The following is a 25,226-nucleotide window of genomic DNA, read 5'->3' on the forward strand; positions in this document are numbered from 1 at the left end:
CGGTTTTTCACATCACACTTCACAGTGTTTCGCACTGAACCAAAGTTCCGGAGAAAACCATACGCATAGTAAAACTCGAAGAATTCTCACATACAGTTGCTGAACTAAAGCCTCCTTTAATTCACAAAGCCAAACTCAAATTCACTGATGTTGAAAACAAACAATAATTCTTTTATTTTTCGTAACAAACAACGCAATAATCTTGCATTGACATCCTTTTTCAAATAAAGTACACTATTTCCACAGACAACGGATGATACTATAAAAGAAACCATCCAATGTTTTTCTTAATCTATTTATTTTTATATTCTTACCTGTATTCCAGGAATTTTTCCCTTTATTTTATTTATGATCGTGGAAATCCATTGTCTGTTTTGATACTTTTTGCTATATTGATATTGGAGAGTTTCCTTTTATAGTATCCACAGAAAGGACACTATATGAAAGAAACCACCTCTGCAAAAGATAAAAAATCACATAGTGGTTCCAATGTTTCACAGCACGAAGCTGCAGCTCTGAAAGTCATGATGCAGTTTTTTGCCGATGAGATACTTCCATTTCTTGGAATCAGCGGAAAAGTCGTTTCCATTGCTCCCACAGAAAGTATCTATCTGGAACTAAAAAAACAATATGAAGACTTTAATCTCATCACGGAAGACGGCACATGGAAGCACTTCGAATTCCAAAGCACCAATGGAGGAGTCGAAGATCTGAAACGGTTCCGCTCCTATGAGTCCGTGGCCAGTTATACTTATGGTGTGGAGATTACGACGTATGTATTGTTTTCCGGAAAGATCCGGCATCCGGTAACCGAATTTTCAGAAGGGATCAATACATACCGCATCATTCCTGTTATCATGACCAATATCGATGCTGACCAGCTGCTCCAGACACTAAAAGATAAAGCAGATCAGGGAAACCCAATTACAAAAGAAGCATCGGAGATTACTCCGCAGGAAAAACAAAAGATTGAGGCGGTGATTTATACAATGGCAGATAAATTTTTAGATTCGGTTACTCTTGAAGAAGTGGAGGCGGCTGTTAAAATGACAAGACTTGGACAAATGTTGGTAAATGATGGATTTCATGATGGATTCAATAATGGATTCAATGATGGATTCTCAAAAGGTGAAAATAAAACAAAACTGGATATTGCCAGAAAACTTCTGAATATCATGGGTGTTCAGGAAGTTGCAGAAAACACCGGATTATCCATCGAAGCAGTTCAAAAAATTAAAGATGAAGGAAATGAAGCCTGTTAGACCATGTCATCAGTCCCGGAAAGTCAAAACTCTCCGGGACTGATTCTTGCACATGCCTTTTATATCCTTTATAATGATAAACGACTAATACATCGAAAAATCAAGCAAGTGATATAACTGGTTATTTATTATTTGATGTACTGCGATTTTCAAACACACTCTAATCCACAGTCTGCGTTTCTCAATATGCTTCCCCTCCAGAGAACCGCAGCAGCAAATACAGAAAGCCTGTAAAATCAATGATTTATAGCATGTTTGAATTATAGAAAGGAGCTTACCATGCTTACATGTGATTACAAAGTCATTTCCATAGACGGAGATTATGCCCACCTTCAGCGCATCGACCAGACGGATGAAGAAGACAAACTGGTCGCCCGTGCACTGCTTCCGGAAGAAATTTATGAAGGATGCCTGCTGCACTATGAATGGATGCAGTACTCTATGATGTGATGCAGAAAAAATTCAAAAGAAAAGAGGCCACTTATGCGAATGAATCCCTTCTGCATGTGCTGTGCAGTAAATAAACAGGAAAAACTGATTCGGAAATTTAACGATACAGACCGCAAAACCGAATATATGAAACAGGTCATGTCTCTGATTGCCAATGCCGGTCCCCAGGACTGTGCCCCCAGCATTTCTATAGATTTGAAGAAATTATATGCCGAATACTGGGGCGAAAAACCAGAGGACTACACTGCTGTCAAACATGACTTCAATCAACTGATGCTGAATATGGAAAAACGTCTGGAAGACAATATCCGAAATTCCAGCGACCCTCTGGAAACTGCTCTTCTTTATGCCAGAATCGGCAACTACATTGATTTTGCCGCCCTGTCCCATGTCGACAAGGACACGATGCTTTCCATGATTGAATCTGAAAATAAAGAACCGCTTGATTCCATAGAATATAAACATTTTCTCGAAGATTTGTCCAACGCCTCCAGCTTTGTCTATCTCACCGATAACTGTGGAGAAATCGTCATGGACAAACTGGTCATCCGCATTCTCAGAAAATTATACCCTTCTCTTGATATTACGGTCATTGTAAGAGGTATTCCGGTCATCAACGATGCTACTCTGGACGATGCAGAAGAAATTGGACTGACTTCTTTTGTAAAAGTCATCGGCAACGGCAGCGGAGTCGGCGGAACCTGGCTTCCCGATATCAGCGAAGAAGCACTGCATCTCCTTCATACAGCTGATGTCATTCTTGCCAAAGGACAGGGGAATTTTGAAACCCTGAATGACTGCGGACTGAATATCTATTACCTGTTTCTCTGTAAATGCGAATGGTTCCGGAAAATTTTCCACGCCCGTCCGCTCCAGGGTATGTTTGTCAATGAACGACGTATGATACCGGATCGTTGAAATTCAAACACCCTCCAATGCACCTTATAAACAGCAGTTTCATTTGTCATAAACTCTGATTTCCGTATGAGCAATTCCGCCAGTTTCTCATAATTTCCGTTTCACCATGAGCAGTTTCACCAACTGCCTTTCGCCCTCTTGACAATTTGACGAAATGATTTCAGCTTTTCGTCAAACTGTCAAGAAAGTACGAAAAACTTTGTATGATTCTGCCCTAGCCCCCGGCCTTGATTTTCGTTATACTGAGTACAGTTAAAAAAACGCACACAAATATAACTAAGTATCATTTATTGGAGGAAAAATCATGGCAAGCTTATCATTACAGCACATTTGCAAAAAATACCCAAATGGTTTTGAAGCAGTTAAAGACTTCAACCTTGAAATCGCTGACAAAGAATTTATCATCTTCGTAGGACCATCCGGATGTGGAAAATCCACTACTCTTCGTATGGTAGCCGGTCTGGAAGAAATCTCCAGCGGTACTCTTAAAATCGGTGACAAAGTTATGAACGATGTAGAGCCGAAAGACCGTGATATCGCAATGGTATTCCAGAACTACGCTCTGTATCCTCATATGACAGTTTATGATAACATGGCATTTGGTCTGAAACTTCGTAAAGTTCCGAAGGACGAGATCGACAAAGCAGTTCGTGAAGCTGCAAGAATCCTTGACCTTGAGAAACTTCTTGATCGTAAACCGAAGGCTCTTTCCGGTGGTCAGAGACAGCGTGTTGCTATGGGACGTGCTATCGTACGTAATCCTAAGGTATTCCTTATGGATGAGCCTCTTTCCAACCTGGATGCTAAACTTCGTGTACAGATGCGTATTGAGATTTCCAAGATCCATCAGAGACTGGGCGCTACTATCATCTACGTAACACATGACCAGACAGAGGCTATGACCCTTGGTACCAGAATCGTAGTTATGAAAGACGGCGTTGTTCAGCAGGTAGATACACCTCAGAACCTGTACCAGAAACCAGGCAACCTGTTCGTAGCTGGATTCATGGGATCCCCGCAGATGAACTTCCTGGATGCACAGATCGCAGAAAAAGGCGGCAACGTAGTTGCTAAAGTTGGCGAATATGAAATCGCTGTTCCTGCTGCAAAAGCTAAAGCTCTTAAAGATGGCGGCTATGTAGGCAAGACTGTTGTTATGGGTATCCGTCCGGAAGATATCAACGAAGAAGGCAGCATGACATCTGTTGTTAAAGTATACGAGCTTCTTGGTGCTGAAGTATTCCTGTACTTCGATGTAAATGGAACTCAGGTTACTGCACGAGTTGATCCACGTACCACAACCAAGACAGGCGATCCTGTTAAATTTGGTTTCGATATGGAAAAATCTCACTTCTTTGATAAAGAAACTGAACTCGTTATCTGCAACTAATTCTAAAATACATAACGGATTTTACCCCGGGGAGATGATCCCCGGGGATTTTTTATGTCCTTCTTAACTAGCACATCGAAAAATACGGTAACTGTTCTCTCCGTTCACAGTAATAGAGTCATATGAACAGTAACAAAATACGCTCCCAAGAGCTTGTTTGAAAAGTTTACAGATTGTCTTTATCGACTTTTTTTGCTATGATAAAAGAAAAATGATGAGTGACAATTTCTGCATGAGAAGGAATTTTATTTTAAAAGAATATCCCCTGAAAACACACAATCCACCTATGCTCTAAACGGAAATGTCTGCTATCCGGAACTTTTCTTGTAAATTTCGAAAGGAGTACTTCATGGCAATACAGCAAATATTAAAAAAATGTCTCAACGACTGGAAAGAGATCAGTCAACTGGATTTCTGCATGGTCAATTCCAACGATGAAATATATGTAACTACATGTGACAGGAAACTTCCATCCTCTGATACACTTCAGGAATTTCGCGACAGCGCCGCTCTCTGCAGAGCCAATTCCAGTCTCTGTCTGTACAAAATTCAGGATGGCAGCGAATTTCCTTATCTTCTCATTGTCTGGGGAAGCGGCGACTCTGTTTCTACCATCGGGGAACTTGCCGTATGTCAGATTCTCTCCCTGCTCACTGCCTACGCAGAAAAAAATGACAAAAATACTTTTATGCAAAATCTTCTGTTGGACACCTATTCCAAAGTCGATGCTTTCAACAGGGCCAAAAAACTTCATATTGCAACCTCCGTACGCCGTGCTGTTTTTCTTGTTGAAACTAAACAGAACAGCGATGAACACGCACTGGCCACGATCCGCAATATTTTCTCCGCACGCTCCAGAGATTTCATTACATCCATCGATGACACCGGCATCATAGTTGTTCGGGAACTGCAGTCTACCGACGATTACGAAAAGCTGAACGGACTTGCTTATATGCTTGTGGACATGCTGAACACCGAAGCCATGACACAAGCCTGGGTTGCCTACAGCAATATCGCAGACGACCTGAACGATCTGAGCAATGCATACCGTGAAGCCAGAACGGCCATGGAGGTAGGCAAAATATTCTACGCAGACAAAAATGTTTTCGGTTACAACCGGCTTGGAATCGGCAGACTGATCTACCAGCTTCCTGTGTCCGTATGTGAAATGTTCATGAATGAAATTTTCCAGGATGAGACCCTGGACTCTATAGACGAGGAAACACTGAACACCATCCGGACTTTTTTTGAAAACAATCTGAATCTTTCGGAGACTTCACGCCAGCTTTATGTTCACAGGAACACACTGGTCTACCGTTTTGAAAAACTCCAGAAGAAATTCGGATTGGATATCCGTACCTTTGAAGATGCACTGACGTTTAAAATGACCATGCTTGTGTCCGATTACATAAAGTATTCCAGACAGAATCCGCAATCATAAATAAAAACTCTTCTTTCAGACAATTTATTTCAGCAGCATCAGATGCTCCGGCGGCAAATACAAATATTGGGGGACTCCCTCATACGGGTCCTCCTCAAAACTTTCCTTGGCCTTCATCCACCAGATGACATTTCCTTCTTCAGAACGGGCATTTTTCACAAGATACTGATGCTCAAATGTGCCTTCCATATACTCTTCAATTCTCACCGGCAGGCAATTCTCTCCTTTTTTGGAAACAGGCTTCAGCCAGTGTCCGCGGATTCCGATATAGTTGTCCTCCCGGCTGACCTTCTGCATGGTACGGAGCTGCATGTCCCAGTCAAGCGCCCAGACATGATAATCGTCCAGCCGCTCAATTCTGGAAAAATTTTTACATCCCGTAAGCTGTGCCGCATCCAGAAGCTGCGGCTGCTCAAACAGTTCCCGTGTATTCCCGGAAATCAGTGTTCTTCCCTCCTTCAAAAGCATCAGTTCCCTGCAGAAACGAAACGCTTCATCACGGCTGTGTGTCACCATCATCATATCGCCGCTGTATTCCTCCAGGAATTCCTGCATGTCTTTCTGAAGTACGTCCTTCAGATATCCGTCAAGAGCCGAAAAAGGCTCATCCAGCAGTATCACTTCCGGTTCTCCGATCATCATCCTTGCCAGTGCCACTCTCTGCTGCTGCCCACCGGACAGCTGAGACGGATACCGTTTTTCAAGCCCGTCCAGGCGATAACGTTTGATAAAATCGTCAATTTTTACCGCTTTTTCTTTTTTTTCACCGCGAAAACCGCAGCCAATATTCTCACGTACCGTCATCGTGGGAAACAGGGCATAATTCTGAAAAAGATATCCCACATGTCGTTCCTGTGGTTTCAGATTAATCTTCTTTTCTGAATCAAACACAGTCTTTCCGTTAATGATAATTTTACCCCTGTCCGGAGTTTCGATACCGGCAATACTTCGCAGCGTCATGCTTTTGCCGCTTCCCGAAGCACCAAGAATTCCCATAGTCGGCGAACTGCTTTCAAATTTTGCCTTAAGGGAAAAACCACGGAAATTTTTCTCAATATCTACATATACAGCCATCAGATCCACCTTCTTGTCTTCATTCCCTTGCCGGAAATAATATTAATCAATGCCACAATTACAAATGAAATCGATACGATCACGCATACCCAGAAAGCCGCCGTACCATAATTTCCAGCTGCTGTTTCTGACGCAATTGCGACAGATACGGTTCTGGTTTTGCCCAGAATATTTCCGGCAAGCATGGACGTCGCACCATACTCACCAAGCGCTCTCGCAAAAGCCAGCACAGTGCCGGAAGCAATTCCCGGAGCTGCAGCGGGAACAATGATTCTCCAGAAAATACGACTTTCACTCATCCCCAGAGTCCGACCCGCATAAATCAGATTTACATCCACCTGTTCAAAAGCCGCTCTCGCATTCCTGTACATCAGCGGAAATGCAATTACCGCAGCGGCGATGATACATCCCTTCCATGTCTGCACAATTTTTATGTCAAAATTTTCCATAAGAAATGCACCAAACGGTCTCCTCAGGCTGAAAATCATCAAAAGAATAAATCCAGCAACCGTAGGCGGAAGCACCAGCGGCAGCGTCAATATTCCATCCAGCACCGCTTTGGCCCCGGCTTTCATTTTCATTGCCTGTCTTGCGCAGAAAATACCGAGAAAAAAAGCGATCACCGTTGCCACAACCCCGGTTTTCAGCGAAATCCACAAAGGACTCCAGTTTATCTCCTGCAAAAATTCTCTCATATCAACACCTCTCAATCAGTACATCGTATTGGTTTAAACTTATCAGATTTCTGTCAAAAGCTTCCAATTTCTTTTATTTTATCAAAAAAATCATAAAAGCGATAGCAATATCTAAAAAAAGAATCCTGCCCAAAGAGCCATTTTATATCAAAGGAAAGTGCTTTGCATTTTCCTTTGATACCAAAAAGGAGCTCGCCATTTTGGCGAGCTCCTTGACGTTATATCAATGTTCTGCTATCTCGTATTCTGCATCTTTGAGCAATTCAATGGTTTTCTTTACTCCATATCCACGGTTATTTCCGGTATGCATAACCGGAAGCGAATCCTGTTTGCAGTTCCAGCCGACTGACGATCAGCATTGATTCCATAAGGTGTGCAGGTTACCAGTGTACAGTAATCCTTTTCTTCTTTTCCTGTTCAGATATTATCGATTTTTTTCCTGATCTCCAGCATTTTCTGATCAAGATTTCCAATCACCTCGGCGCATTCACGAAGCTCCTCATCGATGAGTTCCGCTTCTTTTTTGCCTTTTTTGTAACGAAGCTGGTGATCCAGATTTGCCCAGTAATCCATTGCTGCGGTTCGAAGCTGCAGTTCAATTTTGATCCACTGTGTCCCGTTCTGGAACGCTATCGCAATTTCCAGAATCAGATGCAGACTCTGGTAGCCGGATTTTTTCGGCTCTTTGATGTAGTCCTTCACTTTGACGATCCGGATATCTTTCTGCTTTTCGATCAGTTCTGATACTTTGTAAATATCATCTACATAAGCACAGATTGCACGCACACCAATCAGGTCATTGATTCTCTCCACCGCAGTGTCAAAGTCCAGCTCCAGTCCCTTTTTCTGCAATTTCTTGCAGACACTGCTGTAGCTTTTCAGCCGCCCGGTTTTCATCTGAATCACATTTCTGTGCATATTCATCAGAAAAACGGTATTGATAATATCAAGCTTTGTCAACAGAAGATTGATGGCACACTGTCCTTTGATACTGAATTCACTGTCCACCAGTTTTTCTTTCAGATCAGAACCCTGCTCTTCGGCAGCCCCCTGCTGCGCTTCATTCTTCTGAATTCCTTCTTTCTTTGTGTTTTTTTCCTCCAGAAGTTCCTCATTCTTTTTCTCTTTTTGTTTCTTCTTCAATAAAATCTCACTTTCCTTCTTAAATTCATTCATCAAAATTGCATCAACACCTGCTTACTGATATTTTGCGAGTATCTGCTCAGTATTTTCCGATGTCCTGACTTTCCCCTTCTCATATAACATATTTTTATCATCAGCAGCTGGACAGTTACTCCGCATTTACTAATTTATGTGTCATGTTCTGTTTTTAGAACCTCTTTTCTGCAATTCCGCACGAATATGATACTTTCCAAATAAGAAATCTTTTCTTCATTTCTGTTAATTCCAGATTAAATATATACTCTTATCATACTGTTACATGTGACAAATGTCAAAATCTTTTTGTTTGTGTCCAATTTTTTTGTTTTCCCATTCCTCCAAAAAGATTAAGCCGTAACATCCCTTCTGCCCAACTCTTTTTCTTGAATTATACAATATGGAAAATTTTCATCTTTTTCCCCATTATTTTTTCGTTATTTTTTTATCAATCTAAAGATTGACAAATGATTAACAAAGAGCTATAATGGGCTCATCAAGTTTGATAAATAATTAACGTTAATTCATTAACAAAGCATGCCGTGGGATCATGACTCCGGCAGCGAAACTGACAAACCATTACCTATTTATCAAAAAAACAGGAGGATTCCAAATGGCAAAAACAGAAACACAGATTCCAGCCATCATTGACACCGCTGAAGCACTGGAAGCAAAAATGGCTGCGATGAAAGAAGCACAGAAACTTTTCGCCACATACACCCAGGAACAGGTAGACAAAATTTTCAAAGCTGCTGCTACTGCTGCAGACAAAGCCCGTATCCCGCTTGCAAAAATGGCTGTAGAAGAAACCGGAATGGGTATCGTAGAGGACAAAGTAATCAAGAACCACTACGCATCCGAATACATCTATAATGCTTATAAAAACACAAAAACCTGCGGCGTCATTGAAGAAGATCCCACTTACGGCATCAAAAAAATCGCTGAACCGATCGGTCTGATTGCTGCAGTTATCCCGACTACCAATCCTACCTCCACCGCTATTTTTAAAACTCTGATTTCCCTGAAGACCAGAAATGCGATCATCATCAGCCCGCATCCACGTGCAAAAGCCTCCACGATCGCAGCTGCAAAAATCGTTCTGGAAGCAGCTGTCAAAGCAGGTGCGCCAGAAGGCATCATCGGCTGGATCGATGTTCCAAGCCTGGAGCTGACCAATCTTGTTATGAAAGAGGCAGACATTATTCTCGCAACAGGCGGTCCCGGAATGGTCAAAGCCGCTTACTCCTCCGGCAAACCGGCTCTCGGCGTAGGCGCAGGCAATACTCCGGTCATCATTGATGAAACCGCTGACATCCGTCTGGCAGTCAACTCCATCATCCATTCCAAGACCTTTGACAATGGTATGATCTGTGCTTCCGAGCAGTCCGTAACTGTTCTGGACAGCATTTATGAAGAAGTGAAAAAAGAATTCATTTACAGAGGCTGCTACTTCCTGAAAGAGGACGAACTGGAAAAAGTCAGAAAAACCATTATCATCAACGGTGCCCTCAATGCAAAGATTGTTGGCCAGAAAGCTGCTGCAATCGCAGCAATGGCAGGTGTTACGGTTCCGGAAACTACCAAGATCCTGATCGGTGAAGTAGAGTCCGTAGATATCAGCGAAGAATTCGCTCACGAAAAACTTTCCCCTGTACTGGCAATGTACAGAGCAGCAACCTTTGACGAAGCCATTGCCAAAGCAGAACGTCTCGTAGCAGACGGCGGATACGGCCATACTTCTTCTCTTTATATCAACACCAGTGAAAAAGAGAAAATGGCAAAACATGCAGCTGCTATGAAAACCTGTCGTATCCTCATCAATACCCCGTCTTCCCAGGGAGGTATCGGTGATTTATACAACTTTAAACTGGCTCCATCCCTTACCCTTGGCTGCGGTTCCTGGGGCGGCAACTCCGTTTCCGAGAACGTAGGCGTAAAACATCTGATCAACATCAAAACCGTTGCCGAAAGGAGAGAGAACATGCTCTGGATGAGAACCCCTGAAAAAGTTTATTTCAAAAAAGGCTGCATGCCGGTTGCTCTGGATGAACTCGGCACTGTCATGGGAAAGAAACGCTGCTTTATCGTAACCGATTCCTTCCTTTACAAAAACGGATACACCAGACCGATTGAAGACAAACTGGACCAGATGGGCATTGTACATACCTGCTTCTCTGACGTAGAACCTGATCCGTCTCTTGCTTCCGCAAAAGCCGGTGCAGCTGCCATGACAGCCTTCCAGCCGGACTGCATCATCGCTCTGGGCGGCGGTTCCGCAATGGATGCCGGCAAAGTTATGTGGGTACTTTATGAAAATCCGGATGCGGATTTTGATGATATGGCTATGGACTTCATGGATATCCGCAAGCGAATCTACACCTTCCCGAAAATGGGCAAAAAAGCATACTTTGTGGCAATCCCCACATCCTCCGGTACAGGTTCCGAGGTGACTCCTTTTGCCATCATTACAGACAAAGAGACCGGAATCAAATGGCCGCTGGCTGATTATGAACTGATGCCGAATATGGCAATCGTAGATACCGACAATATGATGAGTGCACCAAAAGGTCTGACCTGCGCTTCCGGTATCGATGTTATGACTCACGCAATCGAAGCATATGTTTCTGTCATGGCTTCTGATTATACAGACAGTCTTGCTCTCAAAGCAATCAAACTGGTATTTGATTATCTGCCGCGTGCATACAAAGACGGCAATGATGTAGAAGCAAGAGATCACATGGCAAACGCATCCTGCATGGCCGGTATGGCATTTGCAAATGCTTTCCTCGGCGTAAACCACTCTCTGGCTCACAAACTCGGTGCTTTCCATCACCTGCCGCACGGTATCGCAAATGCACTGGTTCTCACAGATGTTATGCGCTATAACAGTGCGGAAGTACCAACCAAGATGGGAACTTTCCCGCAGTATCAGTATCCGCATACACTGGCCCGTTATGCAGAGATTGGACGTTTTGTAGGTCTCACCGGCAAAGATGATCAGGAAGTTTTTGAAAAACTCATTGATAAACTGGAAGAACTGAAGAAAGTCATCGAAATCAAACCGACCATCAAAGATTACGGCGTAGACGAGGCATATTTCCTGGAAACTCTGGATGAAATGACAGAACAGGCATTCAATGACCAGTGTACAGGTGCCAACCCGAGATATCCGCTGATGTCCGAGCTGAAAGAAATCTATCTGAAAGCATATTACGGAAAATAAACCAGCCCATCGGTTCGTAAATAACTATACCAATAACAGAAAGGATGTCCGCCATGAATTTAAAGAATAAAAAAGTTTTTCTGACCCGTCCGTATAAGGTCGTATACAGAGATGGTGACCGCATCATCAAAGTTTTTACTCATGAACACGGCAAAGCCAATGTTTTTAATGAAGCACTCTGCCAGGCCCGCGTAGAGGAAAGCGGCCTTGACATTCCCAATGTCCTGGAAGTCAGCCAGATTGATGGCGAATGGGCACTTGCCATTGAATATGTGGAAGGCAAAACCCTGGAACAGATCATGCAGGAAGACCCGGATAATCTTGAAAAATACATGGAGCAGTTCGTAGACCTGCAGCTTTCCATGCATGCAAAGAAAGCGCCCCGCCTGACACTTCAGAAAGATAAATTTGCCCGCAAGATTTCCAGCCTGAAAGATACAGTCGATGCTACAACCCGTTATGAACTTCATACCCGACTGGATTCCATGCCAAACCACACCAAACTCTGCCATGGTGATTTTAACCCGAGCAATGTCATCGTCAGAGAAGACGGCACCATGACAATCGTAGACTGGGCACATGCAACTCAGGGAAATGCCAGCGGTGATGCAGCCATTACCTACCTGGAATTTGCACTGAAAGACCAGAAAAAGGCAGATCTCTACCTGGATCTCTTCTGCAAAAAGAGCGATACTGCAAAACAGTATGTACAGAAATGGCTTCCCATTGCCGCAGCAGCACAGCTCACCAAGGAAATTGAGGAAGAAAAAGAATTCCTGACCCGCTGGATCGATATTATTGATTTCCAGTAATTCCTGATTTTTCATGAAATGTTTTACAATCATATTGCTTTTTAAACATATAATACAAGGTTCAAAAGTTCATGTGTTTCATACCTGCATGAAAAAACATGACTTTTGAACCCGCAAAAACATATCGTTTCATAAAAAAACACACCGGATATGAAATGTTCTATACAGAATTCTGTCGACATTTTCATCCCCGGTGTGTTTTATATTTTATATCTTTTGCGTTTTGTATTTTATATCTTTTGTGTTTTACCTGTTTCGTACTTATGACAATCCGTACTCAGCTGCCAGCTTCTTGAATTCCGGAAGCGAGTTCACAATGGTATCATAAGATACGCAGTATGCAAGTCTTACATATCCCGGACATGCGAAGGAGCTTCCGGGAACCATCAGGATATTGTATTTCTTACCGGCTTCGCAGAATTCCTTCTCATTTGGAACCGGAGATTTTACGAAAAGATAAAAAGCCCCCTGAGGTTTGATGCATTCAAAGCCGCATTCTTTCAGACCGTTATATAATGCAAGACGGTTTTTATCATAAGCAGCTACATCCACTTCCGCATCCACACACTTCATGATGACTTTCTGCATGAGGGACGGGGCGTTGACACTGCCGAGAATACGGTTGGCAATGGCTGCTGCGGTAATTACGGTCTCACTGTCTTCCAGTTCATCCGGGATGACCAGATAACCGATACGTTCACCCGGAAGAGACAGGGATTTGCTGTAGGAATAACCGACTACTGTATTTTTATAATATTTTGTCAGGTACGGTACTTCTACTCCATCATATGCCAGTTCTCTGTATGGCTCGTCAGAAATAAGATAAATCACACTTCCGAACTCCTGCTGTTTCTGCTCAAGAATTTCAGCCAGTTTCTTGATGGTTTCCTCAGAATATACGACTCCGGTAGGATTATGCGGGGTATTTACGATGACTGCTCTGGTATTGGCATTGATCTTCTGCTCCAGTTCTTCCAGATTTGGCTGGAAAGTTGCCGTATCCGGAGAGATTTCCACAAGCTTGCCGTCATAATTCTTCACATATGCACCATATTCCAGAAAGTACGGTGCAAAAACAATCACTTCTTCTCCGGGATTCAGGATTGTTTTGAGAATTACATTCAGACCGCTGGCTGCACCAACAGTCATGATCAGGTTTCTGGCTGCAAAGGAAGTGCCGAAACGGCGGTTCAGAGATTCCGCAATTGTCTGACGGACATCCTCAAATCCGGCATTACTCATATAGCCATGAAGAACGGTCGGTTCCTCTTCGTTTACCAGATCAATAATCGCCTGACGGACACAGTCCGGAGCCGGTACACTGGGATTTCCCAGACTGAAATCAAATACTTTATCCGCACCGTAAATCGAGCGGAGTCTGTTTCCTTCTTCAAACATCATTCGAATGGCAGAATTATTCTGCACAAAGGGTTTCATTTTTTCTGCAATCATTTTTGTCTCTCCTCGCTTGCTTTTATACTGCGGCATATGCACCTTATCCATCGTAGCTGCTGCATGATTTTTATGCGACTGCGTCCATGCCGACTTTCAGCGCTTTTTTATTCAGTTCCACGAACTGCGGCTTGATATTGGCCTCCAGAATAGAATCCCAGTCAATGTGCTCCAGACCCATGGCTTTGATAATGGTACCAAGAAGAATGATGTTGGCAGCTTTCTCATTGCCAAGTTCTCTGGCCAGACGGGTGGCATCCACTACCTTGGCTTTGACATGCTTTTCGATTTCTTCCAGCACATCGTCCGGATAGGTTTCCTCACCGGTAATGACGGACATGGAAGGAATTTCTTCATTATTTACAACCAGTGTGCCGTCTTCTTTGAGATAATCCAGAGATCGAAGGGCTTCCATCTTTTCAAAGGAAACGATAATGTCGGCTTTGCCTTTTTCGATAACCGGGGACATTACTTTTTCACCGTATCGAACCTGAGAGGAAACACTTCCGCCTCTCTGGGACATACCGTGAATCTCGCTCATTTTTACATCATAGCCTGCTTCCATCAGGCCATTGGTCAGAATTTTGCTGGCAAGGATGGTACCCTGACCGCCTACACCTACTAATAAAATGCTTTTTGTCATGGGATCAGTCCTCCTTTACGATAGCATCTTTCGGGCATACCTGTGTGCAGACATCACAGCCTACGCACTGAGCACGATTGATGGTAACTTTTTTGTTTGCTTTGTCATAGGACATGGCTGGACAGCCAGCTTTGAGACAAAGTCTGCAGCCTACACATTTCTCAGGATCCACTTTATTCTTTGTAGCAAAAAGATCGGTAAACTCACTCTTATCTTCTTTGGAGAATTTCTTCAGAACACATGGCCAGCGGGTAATGATCACAGACGGCTCATCAAGGGCCAGACATTTGTCAAGAGTATCGTCTACTTCCTGAAGATTATTCGGATTTACCACATAAACGTGTTTTACACCGATTGCTCTGACGAGATCTTCAATTTTAATCAGCGTTGTTTCCTCACCTTTGGCAGTGTAACCGGTTCCGGGATTGTTCTGGTGACCGGTCATACCTGTGATACGGTTATCCAGAATAATGTTCACCGTATTGCTCTTATTATAAACCGTATTGATCAGCGAATTGATTCCTGTATGGAAAAATGTGGAATCTCCCAGTACTGTTACGACACGGCGGCCATTTCCCTGGGCATTAAATGCTCTCTGAGCTCCATGACCGATGCTGATGCTGGCTCCCATACATACTGTGGAATCCATTGCCTGATATGGCTTTCCTGCTGCCAGAGTGTAACATCCGATATCGCCGCTGATCATAATATCCTTGCGCTTGCCAAGGCGATAGAACAGTCCCCTGTGAGGACATCCTGCACAGAAAGTCGGTGCACGGCCGATCAGCTTGGTTTTGTCAAATTCCATGGTTTTGTTCGGTGTTCCGGTCACGCATGCACGGATCACATCCGGAGTCAGTTCTCCGTAAGCCGGAAACAGGTCTTTGCCGGTACAGGTGCAGCCCTGCTGTTTTACAAACTCTTCAATATATGGATCATTTTCTTCCAGAACGTATACTTTGTCCACTTTGTAGCAGAAATCCTTGATCAGATTTGCCGGAAGAGGATTGGTAAATCCAAGTTTCAGATAAGAAGCATCTTCTCCGAATACTTCTTTTGCATAATAATAGCAGACACCGGAAGCGATAATACCGATTTTGGTGCTTCCCATTTCCACACGGTTAAACGGGCTGGTTTCGCTGTATTCTGCCAGTTTTTCCATACGGTCCTGCAGTTTTACGCGAAGATTTCTGGCAATTGCCGGAAGACATACGTATTTAGCCGGATTTTTGGTCCATTCTTTCGCCGGAACTTCTGCTCTGTCACTCAGTTCTACGATGGATTTTGAATGACAGACACGGGTAGTCATCCGGATTATAAACGGAGTGTCAAATTTCTCACCAAGTTCATAGGCTGCTTTGACCATATCAATGCACTCCTGGCTGTCAGATGGCTCAAGCATGGCAATTTTGGCTGCTTTGGCATAGTTGCGGTTATCCTGCTCGTTCTGAGAGGAAAACATCCCCGGTTCATCCGCTGTCACGATTACATTGCCGCCGTTGACACCCATATAAGCCCAGGTAAACATCGGGTCTGCTGCAACGTTCATGCCAACATGCTTCATGGATACCATACTGCGCTCTCCGGCTACGGATGCGCCAATGGCAGATTCCATGGCTACCTTCTCATTCGGCGCCCACTCTGCGTATATTTCTTTATATGTAGCAAGATTTTCCAGAATTTCTGTACTGGGGGTTCCGGGATATGCGGATGCATAAGTAACCCCGGCTTCATATGCGCCCCTGGCGATTGCTTCATCGCCGGTCATCAACTTCTTCATAGGTTTCCTCCTCAATATGTTTCTGCTAATACTTAATTGTACCCCTATTATACTTAGTGTGTCAACGCTTTTATGTAGTAAAGCGATCTGATTTTATGTGGCAAAACCATTTCATCTGCCATATTTTTACCGTAAAACTCTGCATTATCAGATAAATTTTTCTGTATTATCAGGTAAATTTCTTTCTTGCTTTTTCACTGACAGTGATGTATCATAAGATAATCATTTTTCAGGGCATTTCGCCGATTTTTCCCATATTATATTTTTTATAAGTTTTTGTATTCACTAATTGCCACTATTCACCAATTCATATATAATGAGAAAGGAGAAAATACTATTATGAAAGAAGTGTATGGAAGTATGGCATTAGAAACCAAAGAACTTTACACTACAAAAGATATCATGGCTCTGCCGGAAGGAGTGCGGGCAGAACTCATTGACGGAGAAATTTTTTATATGGCCACTCCGAATACGATTCACCAGGCATTACTTAGGGAACTCAGCTACACATTTGTCACTTATCAAAAACAAAATAAGGGACGGTGTCAAACTTTTTTTGCTCCCTACTCCGTATTCATTAACCGAGATGAATACAACTACCTGGAACCGGATCTTCTGATCATCTGTCCTCATGGTGAAGAAGATGACCGCCATCAGAAAGACGGATGCCACGGCGGACCTGATTTTGTCCTGGAAATTGTATCTCCTTCATCCAGGAAAATGGATTATCTCAAAAAACTGGATAAGTATGAAACTGCAGGTGTAAGAGAATACTGGATCGTTGATCCGCAGACAGAACGTGTTCTTGTCTATGATCTCGAAAAAGAACAGCCGCTTCTCACCCAGTATACCTTTGAAGATACGATTCCCGTAAGAATCTACGGTGATTTCTCCATCGACTTCAAAGAACTGGATTTCCGGATGTAGTATCTATCCATCCCACACAGGAAAAATATTCGTACAATCCACGATGAATAACCATATAACCGGTTATTTACGAAACGATGTACCAGACAAAATACAAAAGATAAATTACAGAAAACACATTTACAGAAGATACTTCCTTTTTTCTGTAGACAAAAAATGACACTGCAGACTCCAGAGCATGTTTGATAATTGCTCCAGGCAGGCAGTGCCATTTTTTTATTCATCCTTTAACTTTTCACACTTTAATTTTTACTCTAATTTTTCACACTCAAACGGACCAGGGCTCTGTGGAGCTTGGCTTCCGCAATTTTATATTCCCGGTCGGTAAGCCCGCCTTTGGAAAGCAGATCTTCTGCACGCGCTTTGGCTTTGGAAGCACGTTCCTCGTCGATATCTTCTTTCCATTCCCAGGTAGTTGCAAGCAGACTGCACTCTCCGTCCATCATGGAAAGCATTCCTCCGATACAGGCAGCCGTACGCGTGGTGCCGTCCGGCAGCACTACATGAGCTTCTCCCATTCCGAGAGCTGTACAGAAATTACAGTGTCCTGCAAGAATCGCCAGATCTCCCGTAATACTTCTGCATACGACGCGTTCCGCTTCTCCCTGAAACAAAAGACCGTCCGGTGTTCCGATTTGTAATGGGAAGGTCCTCATAGACAGCCTCCTTTACTGTTTTCCGGCTTTTTCAAAAACATCATCAATGGTTCCGGCAAACAGGAAATAGCTCTCCGGAATATCATCACATTCGCCGTTCAGAATCATCTTGAATCCACGGATGGTTTCCTTCAGAGGCACGTACTGTCCAGCCATACCGGTAAACTGCTCCGCAACAGAAAAGCTCTGTGACAGGAAACGCTGTACCTTACGTGCACGGTTAACTGTCTGCTTATCTTCCTCGGACAGCTCATCCATACCCATGATGGCGATAATGTCCTGCAGTTCTTTGTAACGCTGCAGTACACGCTGTACTGCACGGGCAACTTCATAATGCTCTGTACCTACCACCTCCGGTGAAAGGATACGGCTGGTGGAATCCAGCGGATCCACTGCCGGATAAATACCCTGGCTGGCAATTTCACGAGAAAGAACCGTGGTTGCATCCAGATGGGTAAATGTCGTAGCCGGAGCCGGATCGGTAAGGTCATCCGCAGGCACATAAACAGCCTGAACAGATGTAATGGAACCTTTTCTGGTGGAAGTAATACGTTCCTGAAGTGCACCCATCTCTGTAGCCAGCGTCGGCTGGTACCCTACTGCAGACGGCATACGTCCAAGCAGAGCGGAAACCTCGGAACCTGCCTGCGTAAAACGGAAAATATTATCAATAAACAGAAGCACGTCCTGATTCTTCACATCACGGAAATACTCTGCCATTGTCAGACCGGAAAGACCAACACGCATACGTGCTCCCGGCGGCTCATTCATCTGTCCATATACCAGCGCGGTCTTATCAATAACTCCGCTTTCTTTCATTTCATTATAAAGGTCATTTCCTTCACGGGTACGCTCTCCAACACCGGTAAATACAGAAAGTCCGCCATGGGCTGTCGCAACATTGTGGATCAGCTCCATGATCAGAACGGTCTTGCCTACTCCCGCACCACCGAACAGACCGATTTTACCTCCCTTTGCATAAGGACAGATCAGGTCTACGACTTTGATACCTGTCTCCAGGATCTCCGTAGCAGGTGTCTGCTCTTCATAGGAAGGTGCCGGACGATGGATAGACCAGCGTTCTTTTGTTTCCGGAGCCGGCTGATTATCTACCGGGTCACCCAGAAGGTTAAATACACGGCCCAGACATTCCTCTCCAACAGGAACGGAAATAGGTGCACCGGTATCTACAGCCTTAATGCCCCGAACCAGACCGTCCGTGGAATTCATGGCAATACAGCGCACTGTATTGTCACCGATCTGCTGAGCTACTTCGGCTGTCAGCTTTGCGCCATTATTATCGATTTCAATAGCATTGAGCAGTGCAGGCAGTTCATCGTGCGCAAAGCGGATGTCCAAAACAGGACCGGTGACCTGTACTACCTCGCCAATGTGTTTTTCGCTCATTCTTCGAATCTCCTTGTTATCATGTCATATGTGCCGACCCGTAATATCCGTATGCGGCACTGATCAGTCATTTAAAGACCTTCTGCACCTCCGACAATTTCTGTGATTTCCTGCGTTATGCTTGCCTGACGCGCTCTGTTGTAATACAGATTCAGTTTTTCGATCATTTCTTCTGCATTGCCGGTCGCTGCCTCCATGGCAGTTCTTCTGGCAGCAAGCTCACTGGCAAGTGCTTCGCAGACACCGCCATACACAATTCCCGCCAGATACTCCGGAACGATCGCATCAAACACTTCCATACTGTCCGGCTCATAGAGAATCAGATTACGGACAGGCTTTTTGCCTTCCGCATTCTCTTCTTCTGCCAGATCCGTCAGCGGCAGCATGGAAAAGACATCCGGCTGCTGAGACAGCATGGAAACAAATTTGGTATAACATAATTCAATATGACCGAAACTGCCTCTTTTGAACTCTTCACAAAGCAGATTTGCCATTTCGAAACAATCCGCCACCGAAACATCCGCAATTTCTGCAAACTGTTCTGTGATACATTCAATGCCCCTGCGGTGAAAATATTCTACTGCCTTTTTGCCAATGGGAAGCACCACATACTCTTTTCCTGCACTGGCAGCTTCCAGACATTTGAAAAGATTGGCATTGTATCCGCCTGCAAGACCTCTGTCACCGGCAATTACAATATAACAATATTTCTCACTTACAGCTTCTTTGGCATAAACAGAAGAAAAATCCGTGTTTCCTGCCGCGATTTCTCTCAGGGTTTCGTGAAGCGTTTCAAAATATGGGCGGCATGTTTCAGCCCGTTCCTTGGCTTTACGCAGTTTGGAGGATGCTACAAGTTCCATTGCCTTGGTAATCTGCATGGTGCTCTGGACACTCTTGATACGCAGCTTTACCGCTTTCATGTTTGCAGCCATAATGTACCCTCCTAATCACATCATTTCTCAGGTCTTGTATTCAGAAAATTCTCTGTATAAGATTCCAGTACCTGTTTCAGCTTCTCTTCCGTATCTGCTTCCAGCTTACCGGTCGTACGGATGCTCTGCATAACCTCTGCACCCTGTGCGTCTGTATCCAGATGAGTAAATAATCCGGCTTCATAAGCGCGGACATCTTCTACAGCTACTGCAGACAGGATACCTTTTGTAACAGCATAGAGAATCGCTACCTGTTTTTCAACAGGCACCGGTGCATTCTGGTTCTGTTTCAGAACCTCTACAATACGGGCACCCTGATCCAGACGTGCTTTTGTATCTGCATCCAGGTCTGAGCCGAACTGAGCAAAACTCTGCAGCTCACGGTACTGGGAATAAATCAGTTTCAAAGTTCCGGCAACCTTTTTCATTGCCTTGATCTGTGCATTACCTCCAACTCGGGATACGGAAATACCCGGGTTTACTGCAGGCATAACACCAGAATGGAACAATTCTGTTTCCAAGAAGATCTGACCATCTGTGATAGAAATAACGTTGGTCGGAATATATGCGGAAACATCTCCGGCCTGGGTTTCAATAACAGGCAGTGCTGTCAGAGAACCGCCGCCATGAGCATCATCCAGCTTTGCCGCACGTTCCAGCAGTCTGGAATGAAGGTAGAAAACGTCTCCCGGATAAGCCTCACGTCCCGGAGGACGACGGATCAGAAGAGAAAGTGCACGGTAAGCAACCGCATGCTTGCTCAGATCATCATAAATGATCAGCACATGTTTTCCCTTATACATAAAATATTCACCCATTGCACATCCGGAATATGGTGCAATGTACTGAAGCGGACTTGCTTCGGAAGCAGTTGCCGCAACAACAATGGTATAATCCATAGCACCGTTTCTGGTCAGAGTTTCTACCAGATTCGCTACAGTGGAACGCTTCTGTCCGATTGCTACATAGATACAGATGACATCCTGTCCCTTCTGGTTAATGATTGTATCCACAGCAAGAGTTGTTTTACCGGTCTGACGGTCACCGATGATCAGTTCACGCTGACCTCTTCCGATCGGTACCATGGAATCGATTGCTTTGATACCTGTCTGCAGCGGTTCGTGTACAGATTTTCTCTCACAGATTCCGGGTGCCGGGCTCTCAATTGCCCGGAATTCTTCCGTAACAATGGGACCTGCACCATCAATCGGCTGACCAAGGGCGTTTACAACACGTCCGATCATTGCCTCTCCTACCGGTACAGATACAACCTTGCCGGTCCGTTTTACGGTCTGTCCTTCACCGATGTTCTCATCGGAACCAAATAATACGATAGATACACTGTTTTCTTCCAGGTTCTGTGCCATACCAAAACTGCCGTCCTCAAACTCCAGCAGTTCTCCTGCCATACAGTTGATAAGACCGCTGGCTCTGGCAATACCGTCACCTACCATCAAAACCGTGCCTGTTTCATTCTGCTGAATTGCGTTATCGTAATATTTGATCTGGCTGCGGATGACCTTGGATATTTCTTCAGGTTTTAATTGCATGTTTTCCTCCAGCAGCGCATATACTGCGCAATTTTATAGTAATATCTGCTTTCGCAGATTTTTGCTTCAGACAATGATTTCATTAAGTTTTCTGGAAATGCCGGACAGACGGCTCTGAACTGTGCCGTCAAGCTGTTTGCCTTCCATTTCCACTCGCAGACCGGCCACTACGGACGGATCTCTCTTCTGAATCAGAGAAACCTGCTTACCGCTCATTTTCTCAAGTTTCGCCTTCAGAGCTTCCATCTGGCTTTCACTGAGTGCAACCGCACTGGTCACAACTGCTTCCGCAATATTATGGTCTGCATGATAACGCCGTGTAAATTCATCGCAGCATCCTGAGAATTCTCCCAGCAGATTCCGCTCACACAGCAATTTCAAAAAATTCACTAAATACCGCTCCGCCTGGGCACCAAATGCATCTTCCACGAGTTTCGTCCTCTCCTGTTTCGGAATGGACGGTTCTCCCAGAAGCCGCAGATAATCCGGATTCTCACAGAAAATCTGCCGCACTTCCGCCATCTGCTGCATCATGGTATCCGTAAGCTGTTCTTCGGCAGCCAGATCATAAAGGCTGCCGCCATACAGTCTGGCAGTCTGCGTCATGATGCCTCACCTACATTCGAAATAAACTCGTCAATCAGTTTCGTATGGTCTTCCTCGCAGATCTCACGCTCGATCACTTTTCCTGCGATCTCTACTGCCATGCCGCCAATCTCATCCTTGATCTCATTAACAGCTTTTCTCTTCTCCTGAGCAATATCACTTTCCGCTTTTGCCTTCATAGCGGCTGCCTGTTCAGAAGCTTCCCTCAGCATCTGTTCGCTCTGGACAGCAGCTGTTTTCTGAGCTGTCATCACGATTTCATTTGCTTTTGTCTTTGCTTCCTGCATATTCTGCTCATATTCAGATTTCATGGCATTCGCCTCATCTTTGGCCTTGATGGCATCCTGAATCTCGGCATCCGCCATAGCTTTGCGCTTCGCAAGCATTTCATTAATCGGCTTGAATAAAAAGCGCTTAATCAGATATACCTGGATAAAAAGGTTGCAGATCTGCGCAATGAATGTCCATGGTATAATACCAACTAATGACTGTACATCCATGCTTGTAACCTCCTGTTCTCTATTCCTTCAGCTTATTCTCAGGGCAGTGTCTGCAATATGAGACACTCCTGCTTCTATGGTGATCAGCCAAGGAAGTTCATGAACATACCCGGAGCTACGAAGATCAGCAGCAGACCGGTAACGAAACCGTAAATACCTGTGGTCTCTGCGATCGCACAACCAAGGAGCATGGTAGATGTTACATCACCTTTACATTCCGGCTGACGTCCGATAGCTTCCAGAGCCTTTGAAACTGCGTTACCTTCACCAATACCAGGGCCGATACCGGCGATCAGAGAGCATCCTGCTCCAATTGCACAACCAGCAAGCGCAATACCTTTAGCGAGTACTGTAAAATCCATAATATAATCCTCCTGTTTTTACTGTTTTCTGTTTTTACAATTTTTACTTTTACTATTCTTCTGTTTTAATAAATGTTTACTGTTCATTCCATTCAAAGGAACACGCTTCCAGTGAGCGTTAACCACTGGCTCACTGCCAATAGCCTTCTGCTGTGAATGAGAAAGCATACTGCAGTTCACTCTGTTTCCTACAGCGGAATCATCCCTCTTCTGCCGCATTGGCAATATACATGGTGGTCAGCATGCAGAAAATAAACGCCTGCATCACACCAGAGAACCAGTCAAAATAAACTGACAGAACTGCCGGAATACCTACATCCAGAATCGGTATCTGGGATAACAGATCCCCGACAATGCCCGGAATCAGGCCCAGCAGCGCGGAACTTGCCACTGCAAGTGCTCCGTAAAGCAATGCGTTGATAACAACGCCGGAAAGAATATTTCCGAAATGACGGCATGCCATACTGATCGGTGTTGCCAGCTCCGAAAGTATGTTAAACGGTGTCAGAATCGGAATCGGCTGTGTAAAGCCCTTCAGATATCCGCCAACACCTCCTGCTTTGATCTTCTGGTATGTGATCATGATAAAAACGATCACTGCCCATGCAGCTTCTGTTGAAAGGTCTGCAGTCGGACTTCTGAGTCCTATCAGACTGATCAGATTCGAAACCACACTGGTTACAAACAATGCTGCTACAAAAGGAATAAAATGCCGGAATTTTTCTCCCATATTTCCGATAACGAAATTATTTGCCTTCTCTACCAGAAGTTCTGCCAGCGCCTGGCGTTTGGAAATATTCTCTACTTTCAGGTCATGGGTCAGCCAGATGCAGAATCCTGTAATCAGAATCATGACAATCCAGCTCACTACAATTGTCTCACTGATCTGCAGTTTACCCAGAATCGGAAAATCAAACGGCAGTGTAAAAAAGACTCTTGCTCCTGAAATATCGACTTCCATCTATGTTTCCACCTCCCATCCGAAGATTTAAATTAAATCTTTTATTTTTTTATAATTCCCATTATCTTGATACCCATTCCCGGAAAAAGAAGCGGTGCGATCCCTGCCACAAAATGAAAACAGGGGGCTGCAATAGCCACAATAATCCACAGCATCTGAATCATCGTTCTCTGGGAATAACTTGCCTTCATCCGTGATCTGGCAGCATCTTCATCTGTGCTGGCAGCCACCTTCTGAACAGTAATTCCCATCAGGAAAAAATTCATCACTGCGATCAATCCGCCGCAGATTCCTCCAAGAAACACTGTGTAATCCAGCGGCACCTTATCCGGCATGACCATATGAAGCACTGCAAACACGCCCCACATGATCACTACTCCGACAGCGGTACTGACTGCCACATTTTTTGTTTCTTTTTTTACAGCTGGCTGAACATTGTCCCAAAAATTGCTCATGTTTCTTCCTTTCTGTCTCGCTGCTTTAAGAATGTTTGTTAAAAAAGACTTTTGGTTTTTTCCTGTCCTTCTTATCACGGGCAGTAACGGAAAGATAGAATTTATATGCCACCATTCCCGAACCTCCCATACCAAAGAAAAAACCAGGAATAAAGACCCAGCCGCCCACGCCCATATGAACGGACAGCCACCAGCAGACACCAAGACAAATAAAAAGAGGAGTGATAAAGGAAAGACCAAACTGCGTAAGCAACGTGATATTCTTCCAAATATCTGCCCAGTTCTTCATTTCCACCACCCCTTTCCTGCTCCGTCTTTCTGTCTTCCTGCGGTCTTGCAATATAGTCAGATTTTACCATAATGCAGAAAAAATTACAACACATTTGCACATATTGCTAATTTTTTTGTCTGTATGCAAATGTTTTTTGTTATTTTTTTACCATTTTCAGGACCATCGGCAAGAAACTAATTTTTCGTTATTCCATGGATTCTCCGGAATCATCCGGAATTTTCATCTGCAAAATCTGGAATTTAATGGAATTTCTTACCTGGAAAATCCGCATTTTCTA

24 protein-coding genes are annotated in these 25,226 nt (G+C 44.2%); 8 read left to right on the plus strand and 16 right to left on the minus strand.

Annotation, left to right across the window (positions count from 1 at the left end; all coding sequences use genetic code 11):
• Positions 1 to 440 precede the first annotated feature (440 nt).
• The 5 genes from ACTNEW_RS10520 (at position 441) to ACTNEW_RS10540 (ending at position 5,461) form a co-directional block, all read left to right on the plus strand.
• On the plus strand, positions 441 to 1,262 hold the full coding sequence (locus ACTNEW_RS10520) for a hypothetical protein (protein ID WP_441060590.1): 822 nt from the start codon (positions 441 to 443) through the stop codon (positions 1,260 to 1,262).
• Positions 1,263 to 1,541: 279 nt separating this feature from the next.
• Entirely contained in the window at positions 1,542 to 1,712 is a 171-nt protein-coding gene (locus tag ACTNEW_RS10525) for a chorismate--pyruvate lyase (protein WP_441060592.1), read from the plus strand.
• 33 nt (positions 1,713 to 1,745) lie between these two features.
• A complete protein-coding gene (locus ACTNEW_RS10530) occupies positions 1,746 to 2,630 on the plus strand; it encodes a damage-control phosphatase ARMT1 family protein (protein WP_441060594.1) in 885 nt (294 codons plus the stop codon).
• Between the two features lie 304 nt (positions 2,631 to 2,934).
• Complete coding sequence (locus tag ACTNEW_RS10535; protein WP_441060596.1) at positions 2,935 to 4,020, plus strand: ABC transporter ATP-binding protein; 1,086 nt, start codon at positions 2,935 to 2,937, stop codon at positions 4,018 to 4,020.
• 349 nt (positions 4,021 to 4,369) lie between these two features.
• A complete protein-coding gene (locus tag ACTNEW_RS10540; protein ID WP_441060598.1) occupies positions 4,370 to 5,461 on the plus strand; it encodes a PucR family transcriptional regulator in 1,092 nt (363 codons plus the stop codon).
• Between the two features lie 24 nt (positions 5,462 to 5,485).
• On the opposite strand, the gene ACTNEW_RS10545 is transcribed toward ACTNEW_RS10540, so the two are convergent.
• The 3 genes from ACTNEW_RS10545 to ACTNEW_RS10555 form a co-directional block, all read right to left on the minus strand.
• Entirely contained in the window at positions 5,486 to 6,535 is a 1,050-nt protein-coding gene (locus ACTNEW_RS10545) for a sulfate/molybdate ABC transporter ATP-binding protein (RefSeq protein WP_441060600.1), read from the minus strand.
• Positions 6,535 to 7,230: a molybdate ABC transporter permease subunit gene (gene modB, locus ACTNEW_RS10550; protein WP_441060602.1), complete on the minus strand. Its 696-nt coding sequence runs from the start codon at positions 7,228 to 7,230 to the stop codon at positions 6,535 to 6,537. Before modB ends, ACTNEW_RS10545 begins: the two co-directional genes overlap by 1 nt.
• Before the next feature lie 417 nt (positions 7,231 to 7,647).
• Positions 7,648 to 8,406 (minus strand): GTP pyrophosphokinase, encoded by a 759-nt coding sequence (locus tag ACTNEW_RS10555; protein ID WP_441060743.1) that lies wholly within the window; start codon positions 8,404 to 8,406, stop codon positions 7,648 to 7,650.
• A 595-nt stretch (positions 8,407 to 9,001) separates the two neighbouring features.
• Between ACTNEW_RS10555 and adhE the strand changes: the two genes are divergently transcribed.
• Both adhE and ACTNEW_RS10565 read left to right on the plus strand, forming a co-directional pair.
• Positions 9,002 to 11,611, plus strand: a complete 2,610-nt coding sequence (gene adhE, locus ACTNEW_RS10560; RefSeq protein WP_441060604.1) for a bifunctional acetaldehyde-CoA/alcohol dehydrogenase — start codon at positions 9,002 to 9,004, stop codon at positions 11,609 to 11,611.
• A gap of 53 nt (positions 11,612 to 11,664) precedes the next feature.
• A complete protein-coding gene (locus ACTNEW_RS10565) occupies positions 11,665 to 12,423 on the plus strand; it encodes a phosphotransferase family protein (protein WP_441060606.1) in 759 nt (252 codons plus the stop codon).
• Positions 12,424 to 12,684: 261 nt separating this feature from the next.
• Here ACTNEW_RS10565 and ACTNEW_RS10570 read toward each other — a convergent pair whose 3' ends face one another.
• The 3 genes from ACTNEW_RS10570 to iorA form a co-directional block, all read right to left on the minus strand.
• Positions 12,685 to 13,875 (minus strand): pyridoxal phosphate-dependent aminotransferase, encoded by a 1,191-nt coding sequence (locus tag ACTNEW_RS10570; RefSeq protein ID WP_441060608.1) that lies wholly within the window; start codon positions 13,873 to 13,875, stop codon positions 12,685 to 12,687.
• Between the two features lie 70 nt (positions 13,876 to 13,945).
• The gene (locus ACTNEW_RS10575; protein ID WP_441060610.1) at positions 13,946 to 14,518 is read right to left on the minus strand and encodes an indolepyruvate oxidoreductase subunit beta; all 573 of its coding nucleotides are present in this window, start codon (positions 14,516 to 14,518) and stop codon (positions 13,946 to 13,948) included.
• A 4-nt stretch (positions 14,519 to 14,522) separates the two neighbouring features.
• Entirely contained in the window at positions 14,523 to 16,298 is a 1,776-nt protein-coding gene (gene iorA, locus ACTNEW_RS10580; RefSeq protein WP_441060612.1) for an indolepyruvate ferredoxin oxidoreductase subunit alpha, read from the minus strand.
• Between the two features lie 360 nt (positions 16,299 to 16,658).
• Here iorA and ACTNEW_RS10585 point away from each other — a divergent pair, with 360 nt between their 5' ends.
• On the plus strand, positions 16,659 to 17,225 hold the full coding sequence (locus ACTNEW_RS10585) for a Uma2 family endonuclease (protein WP_441060745.1): 567 nt from the start codon (positions 16,659 to 16,661) through the stop codon (positions 17,223 to 17,225).
• 254 nt (positions 17,226 to 17,479) lie between these two features.
• On the opposite strand, the gene atpC is transcribed toward ACTNEW_RS10585, so the two are convergent.
• From atpC to ACTNEW_RS10635, 10 genes are all read right to left on the minus strand, one after another.
• Positions 17,480 to 17,881, minus strand: a complete 402-nt coding sequence (gene atpC, locus ACTNEW_RS10590) for an ATP synthase F1 subunit epsilon (RefSeq protein WP_441060614.1) — start codon at positions 17,879 to 17,881, stop codon at positions 17,480 to 17,482.
• Between the two features lie 12 nt (positions 17,882 to 17,893).
• Positions 17,894 to 19,288, minus strand: coding sequence for a F0F1 ATP synthase subunit beta (atpD, locus tag ACTNEW_RS10595; RefSeq protein ID WP_441060616.1), 1,395 nt, complete (start codon positions 19,286 to 19,288; stop codon positions 17,894 to 17,896).
• A 71-nt stretch (positions 19,289 to 19,359) separates the two neighbouring features.
• Positions 19,360 to 20,223, minus strand: coding sequence for an ATP synthase F1 subunit gamma (gene atpG / locus ACTNEW_RS10600; protein WP_441060618.1), 864 nt, complete (start codon positions 20,221 to 20,223; stop codon positions 19,360 to 19,362).
• A 20-nt stretch (positions 20,224 to 20,243) separates the two neighbouring features.
• On the minus strand, positions 20,244 to 21,773 hold the full coding sequence (gene atpA / locus ACTNEW_RS10605) for a F0F1 ATP synthase subunit alpha (RefSeq protein WP_441060620.1): 1,530 nt from the start codon (positions 21,771 to 21,773) through the stop codon (positions 20,244 to 20,246).
• Between the two features lie 66 nt (positions 21,774 to 21,839).
• The gene (atpH, locus tag ACTNEW_RS10610) at positions 21,840 to 22,379 is read right to left on the minus strand and encodes an ATP synthase F1 subunit delta (protein WP_441060622.1); all 540 of its coding nucleotides are present in this window, start codon (positions 22,377 to 22,379) and stop codon (positions 21,840 to 21,842) included.
• On the minus strand, positions 22,376 to 22,879 hold the full coding sequence (atpF, locus tag ACTNEW_RS10615) for a F0F1 ATP synthase subunit B (protein WP_441060625.1): 504 nt from the start codon (positions 22,877 to 22,879) through the stop codon (positions 22,376 to 22,378). Before atpF ends, atpH begins: the two co-directional genes overlap by 4 nt.
• Before the next feature lie 83 nt (positions 22,880 to 22,962).
• Positions 22,963 to 23,241 carry an ATP synthase F0 subunit C gene (atpE, locus tag ACTNEW_RS10620; RefSeq protein WP_441060627.1) on the minus strand — a complete coding sequence of 93 codons (279 nt, stop codon included), beginning with the start codon at positions 23,239 to 23,241 and terminating at the stop codon, positions 22,963 to 22,965.
• A gap of 199 nt (positions 23,242 to 23,440) precedes the next feature.
• Positions 23,441 to 24,202 carry a F0F1 ATP synthase subunit A gene (locus ACTNEW_RS10625; protein WP_441060629.1) on the minus strand — a complete coding sequence of 254 codons (762 nt, stop codon included), beginning with the start codon at positions 24,200 to 24,202 and terminating at the stop codon, positions 23,441 to 23,443.
• Between the two features lie 41 nt (positions 24,203 to 24,243).
• A complete protein-coding gene (locus tag ACTNEW_RS10630; RefSeq protein ID WP_441060631.1) occupies positions 24,244 to 24,657 on the minus strand; it encodes an ATP synthase subunit I in 414 nt (137 codons plus the stop codon).
• Between the two features lie 25 nt (positions 24,658 to 24,682).
• Positions 24,683 to 24,946: an AtpZ/AtpI family protein gene (locus ACTNEW_RS10635; RefSeq protein ID WP_441060633.1), complete on the minus strand. Its 264-nt coding sequence runs from the start codon at positions 24,944 to 24,946 to the stop codon at positions 24,683 to 24,685.
• Between the last annotated feature and the right edge of the window lie 280 nt (positions 24,947 to 25,226).

It is taken from the genome of Blautia sp. HCP3S3_G3, from assembly GCF_052063365.1.
GTDB lineage: Bacteria > Bacillota > Clostridia > Lachnospirales > Lachnospiraceae > Blautia_A.

Coding starts and splice junctions, on each gene's coding strand:
- ACTNEW_RS10520 (WP_441060590.1), top strand. CDS start 441: ATGAAAGAAACCACCTCTGCAAAAGATAAAAAATCACATAGTGGTTCC.
- ACTNEW_RS10525 (WP_441060592.1), top strand. CDS start 1,542: ATGCTTACATGTGATTACAAAGTCATTTCCATAGACGGAGATTATGCC.
- ACTNEW_RS10530 (WP_441060594.1), top strand. CDS start 1,746: ATGCGAATGAATCCCTTCTGCATGTGCTGTGCAGTAAATAAACAGGAA.
- ACTNEW_RS10535 (WP_441060596.1), top strand. CDS start 2,935: ATGGCAAGCTTATCATTACAGCACATTTGCAAAAAATACCCAAATGGT.
- ACTNEW_RS10540 (WP_441060598.1), top strand. CDS start 4,370: ATGGCAATACAGCAAATATTAAAAAAATGTCTCAACGACTGGAAAGAG.
- ACTNEW_RS10545 (WP_441060600.1), bottom strand. CDS start 6,535: ATGGCTGTATATGTAGATATTGAGAAAAATTTCCGTGGTTTTTCCCTT.
- modB (WP_441060602.1), bottom strand. CDS start 7,230: ATGAGAGAATTTTTGCAGGAGATAAACTGGAGTCCTTTGTGGATTTCG.
- ACTNEW_RS10555 (WP_441060743.1), bottom strand. CDS start 8,406: ATGAATGAATTTAAGAAGGAAAGTGAGATTTTATTGAAGAAGAAACAA.
- adhE (WP_441060604.1), top strand. CDS start 9,002: ATGGCAAAAACAGAAACACAGATTCCAGCCATCATTGACACCGCTGAA.
- ACTNEW_RS10565 (WP_441060606.1), top strand. CDS start 11,665: ATGAATTTAAAGAATAAAAAAGTTTTTCTGACCCGTCCGTATAAGGTC.
- ACTNEW_RS10570 (WP_441060608.1), bottom strand. CDS start 13,875: ATGATTGCAGAAAAAATGAAACCCTTTGTGCAGAATAATTCTGCCATT.
- ACTNEW_RS10575 (WP_441060610.1), bottom strand. CDS start 14,518: ATGACAAAAAGCATTTTATTAGTAGGTGTAGGCGGTCAGGGTACCATC.
- iorA (WP_441060612.1), bottom strand. CDS start 16,298: ATGAAGAAGTTGATGACCGGCGATGAAGCAATCGCCAGGGGCGCATAT.
- ACTNEW_RS10585 (WP_441060745.1), top strand. CDS start 16,659: ATGGCATTAGAAACCAAAGAACTTTACACTACAAAAGATATCATGGCT.
- atpC (WP_441060614.1), bottom strand. CDS start 17,881: ATGAGGACCTTCCCATTACAAATCGGAACACCGGACGGTCTTTTGTTT.
- atpD (WP_441060616.1), bottom strand. CDS start 19,288: ATGAGCGAAAAACACATTGGCGAGGTAGTACAGGTCACCGGTCCTGTT.
- atpG (WP_441060618.1), bottom strand. CDS start 20,223: ATGGCTGCAAACATGAAAGCGGTAAAGCTGCGTATCAAGAGTGTCCAG.
- atpA (WP_441060620.1), bottom strand. CDS start 21,773: ATGCAATTAAAACCTGAAGAAATATCCAAGGTCATCCGCAGCCAGATC.
- atpH (WP_441060622.1), bottom strand. CDS start 22,379: ATGACGCAGACTGCCAGACTGTATGGCGGCAGCCTTTATGATCTGGCT.
- atpF (WP_441060625.1), bottom strand. CDS start 22,879: ATGGATGTACAGTCATTAGTTGGTATTATACCATGGACATTCATTGCG.
- atpE (WP_441060627.1), bottom strand. CDS start 23,241: ATGGATTTTACAGTACTCGCTAAAGGTATTGCGCTTGCTGGTTGTGCA.
- ACTNEW_RS10625 (WP_441060629.1), bottom strand. CDS start 24,202: ATGGAAGTCGATATTTCAGGAGCAAGAGTCTTTTTTACACTGCCGTTT.
- ACTNEW_RS10630 (WP_441060631.1), bottom strand. CDS start 24,657: ATGAGCAATTTTTGGGACAATGTTCAGCCAGCTGTAAAAAAAGAAACA.
- ACTNEW_RS10635 (WP_441060633.1), bottom strand. CDS start 24,946: ATGAAGAACTGGGCAGATATTTGGAAGAATATCACGTTGCTTACGCAG.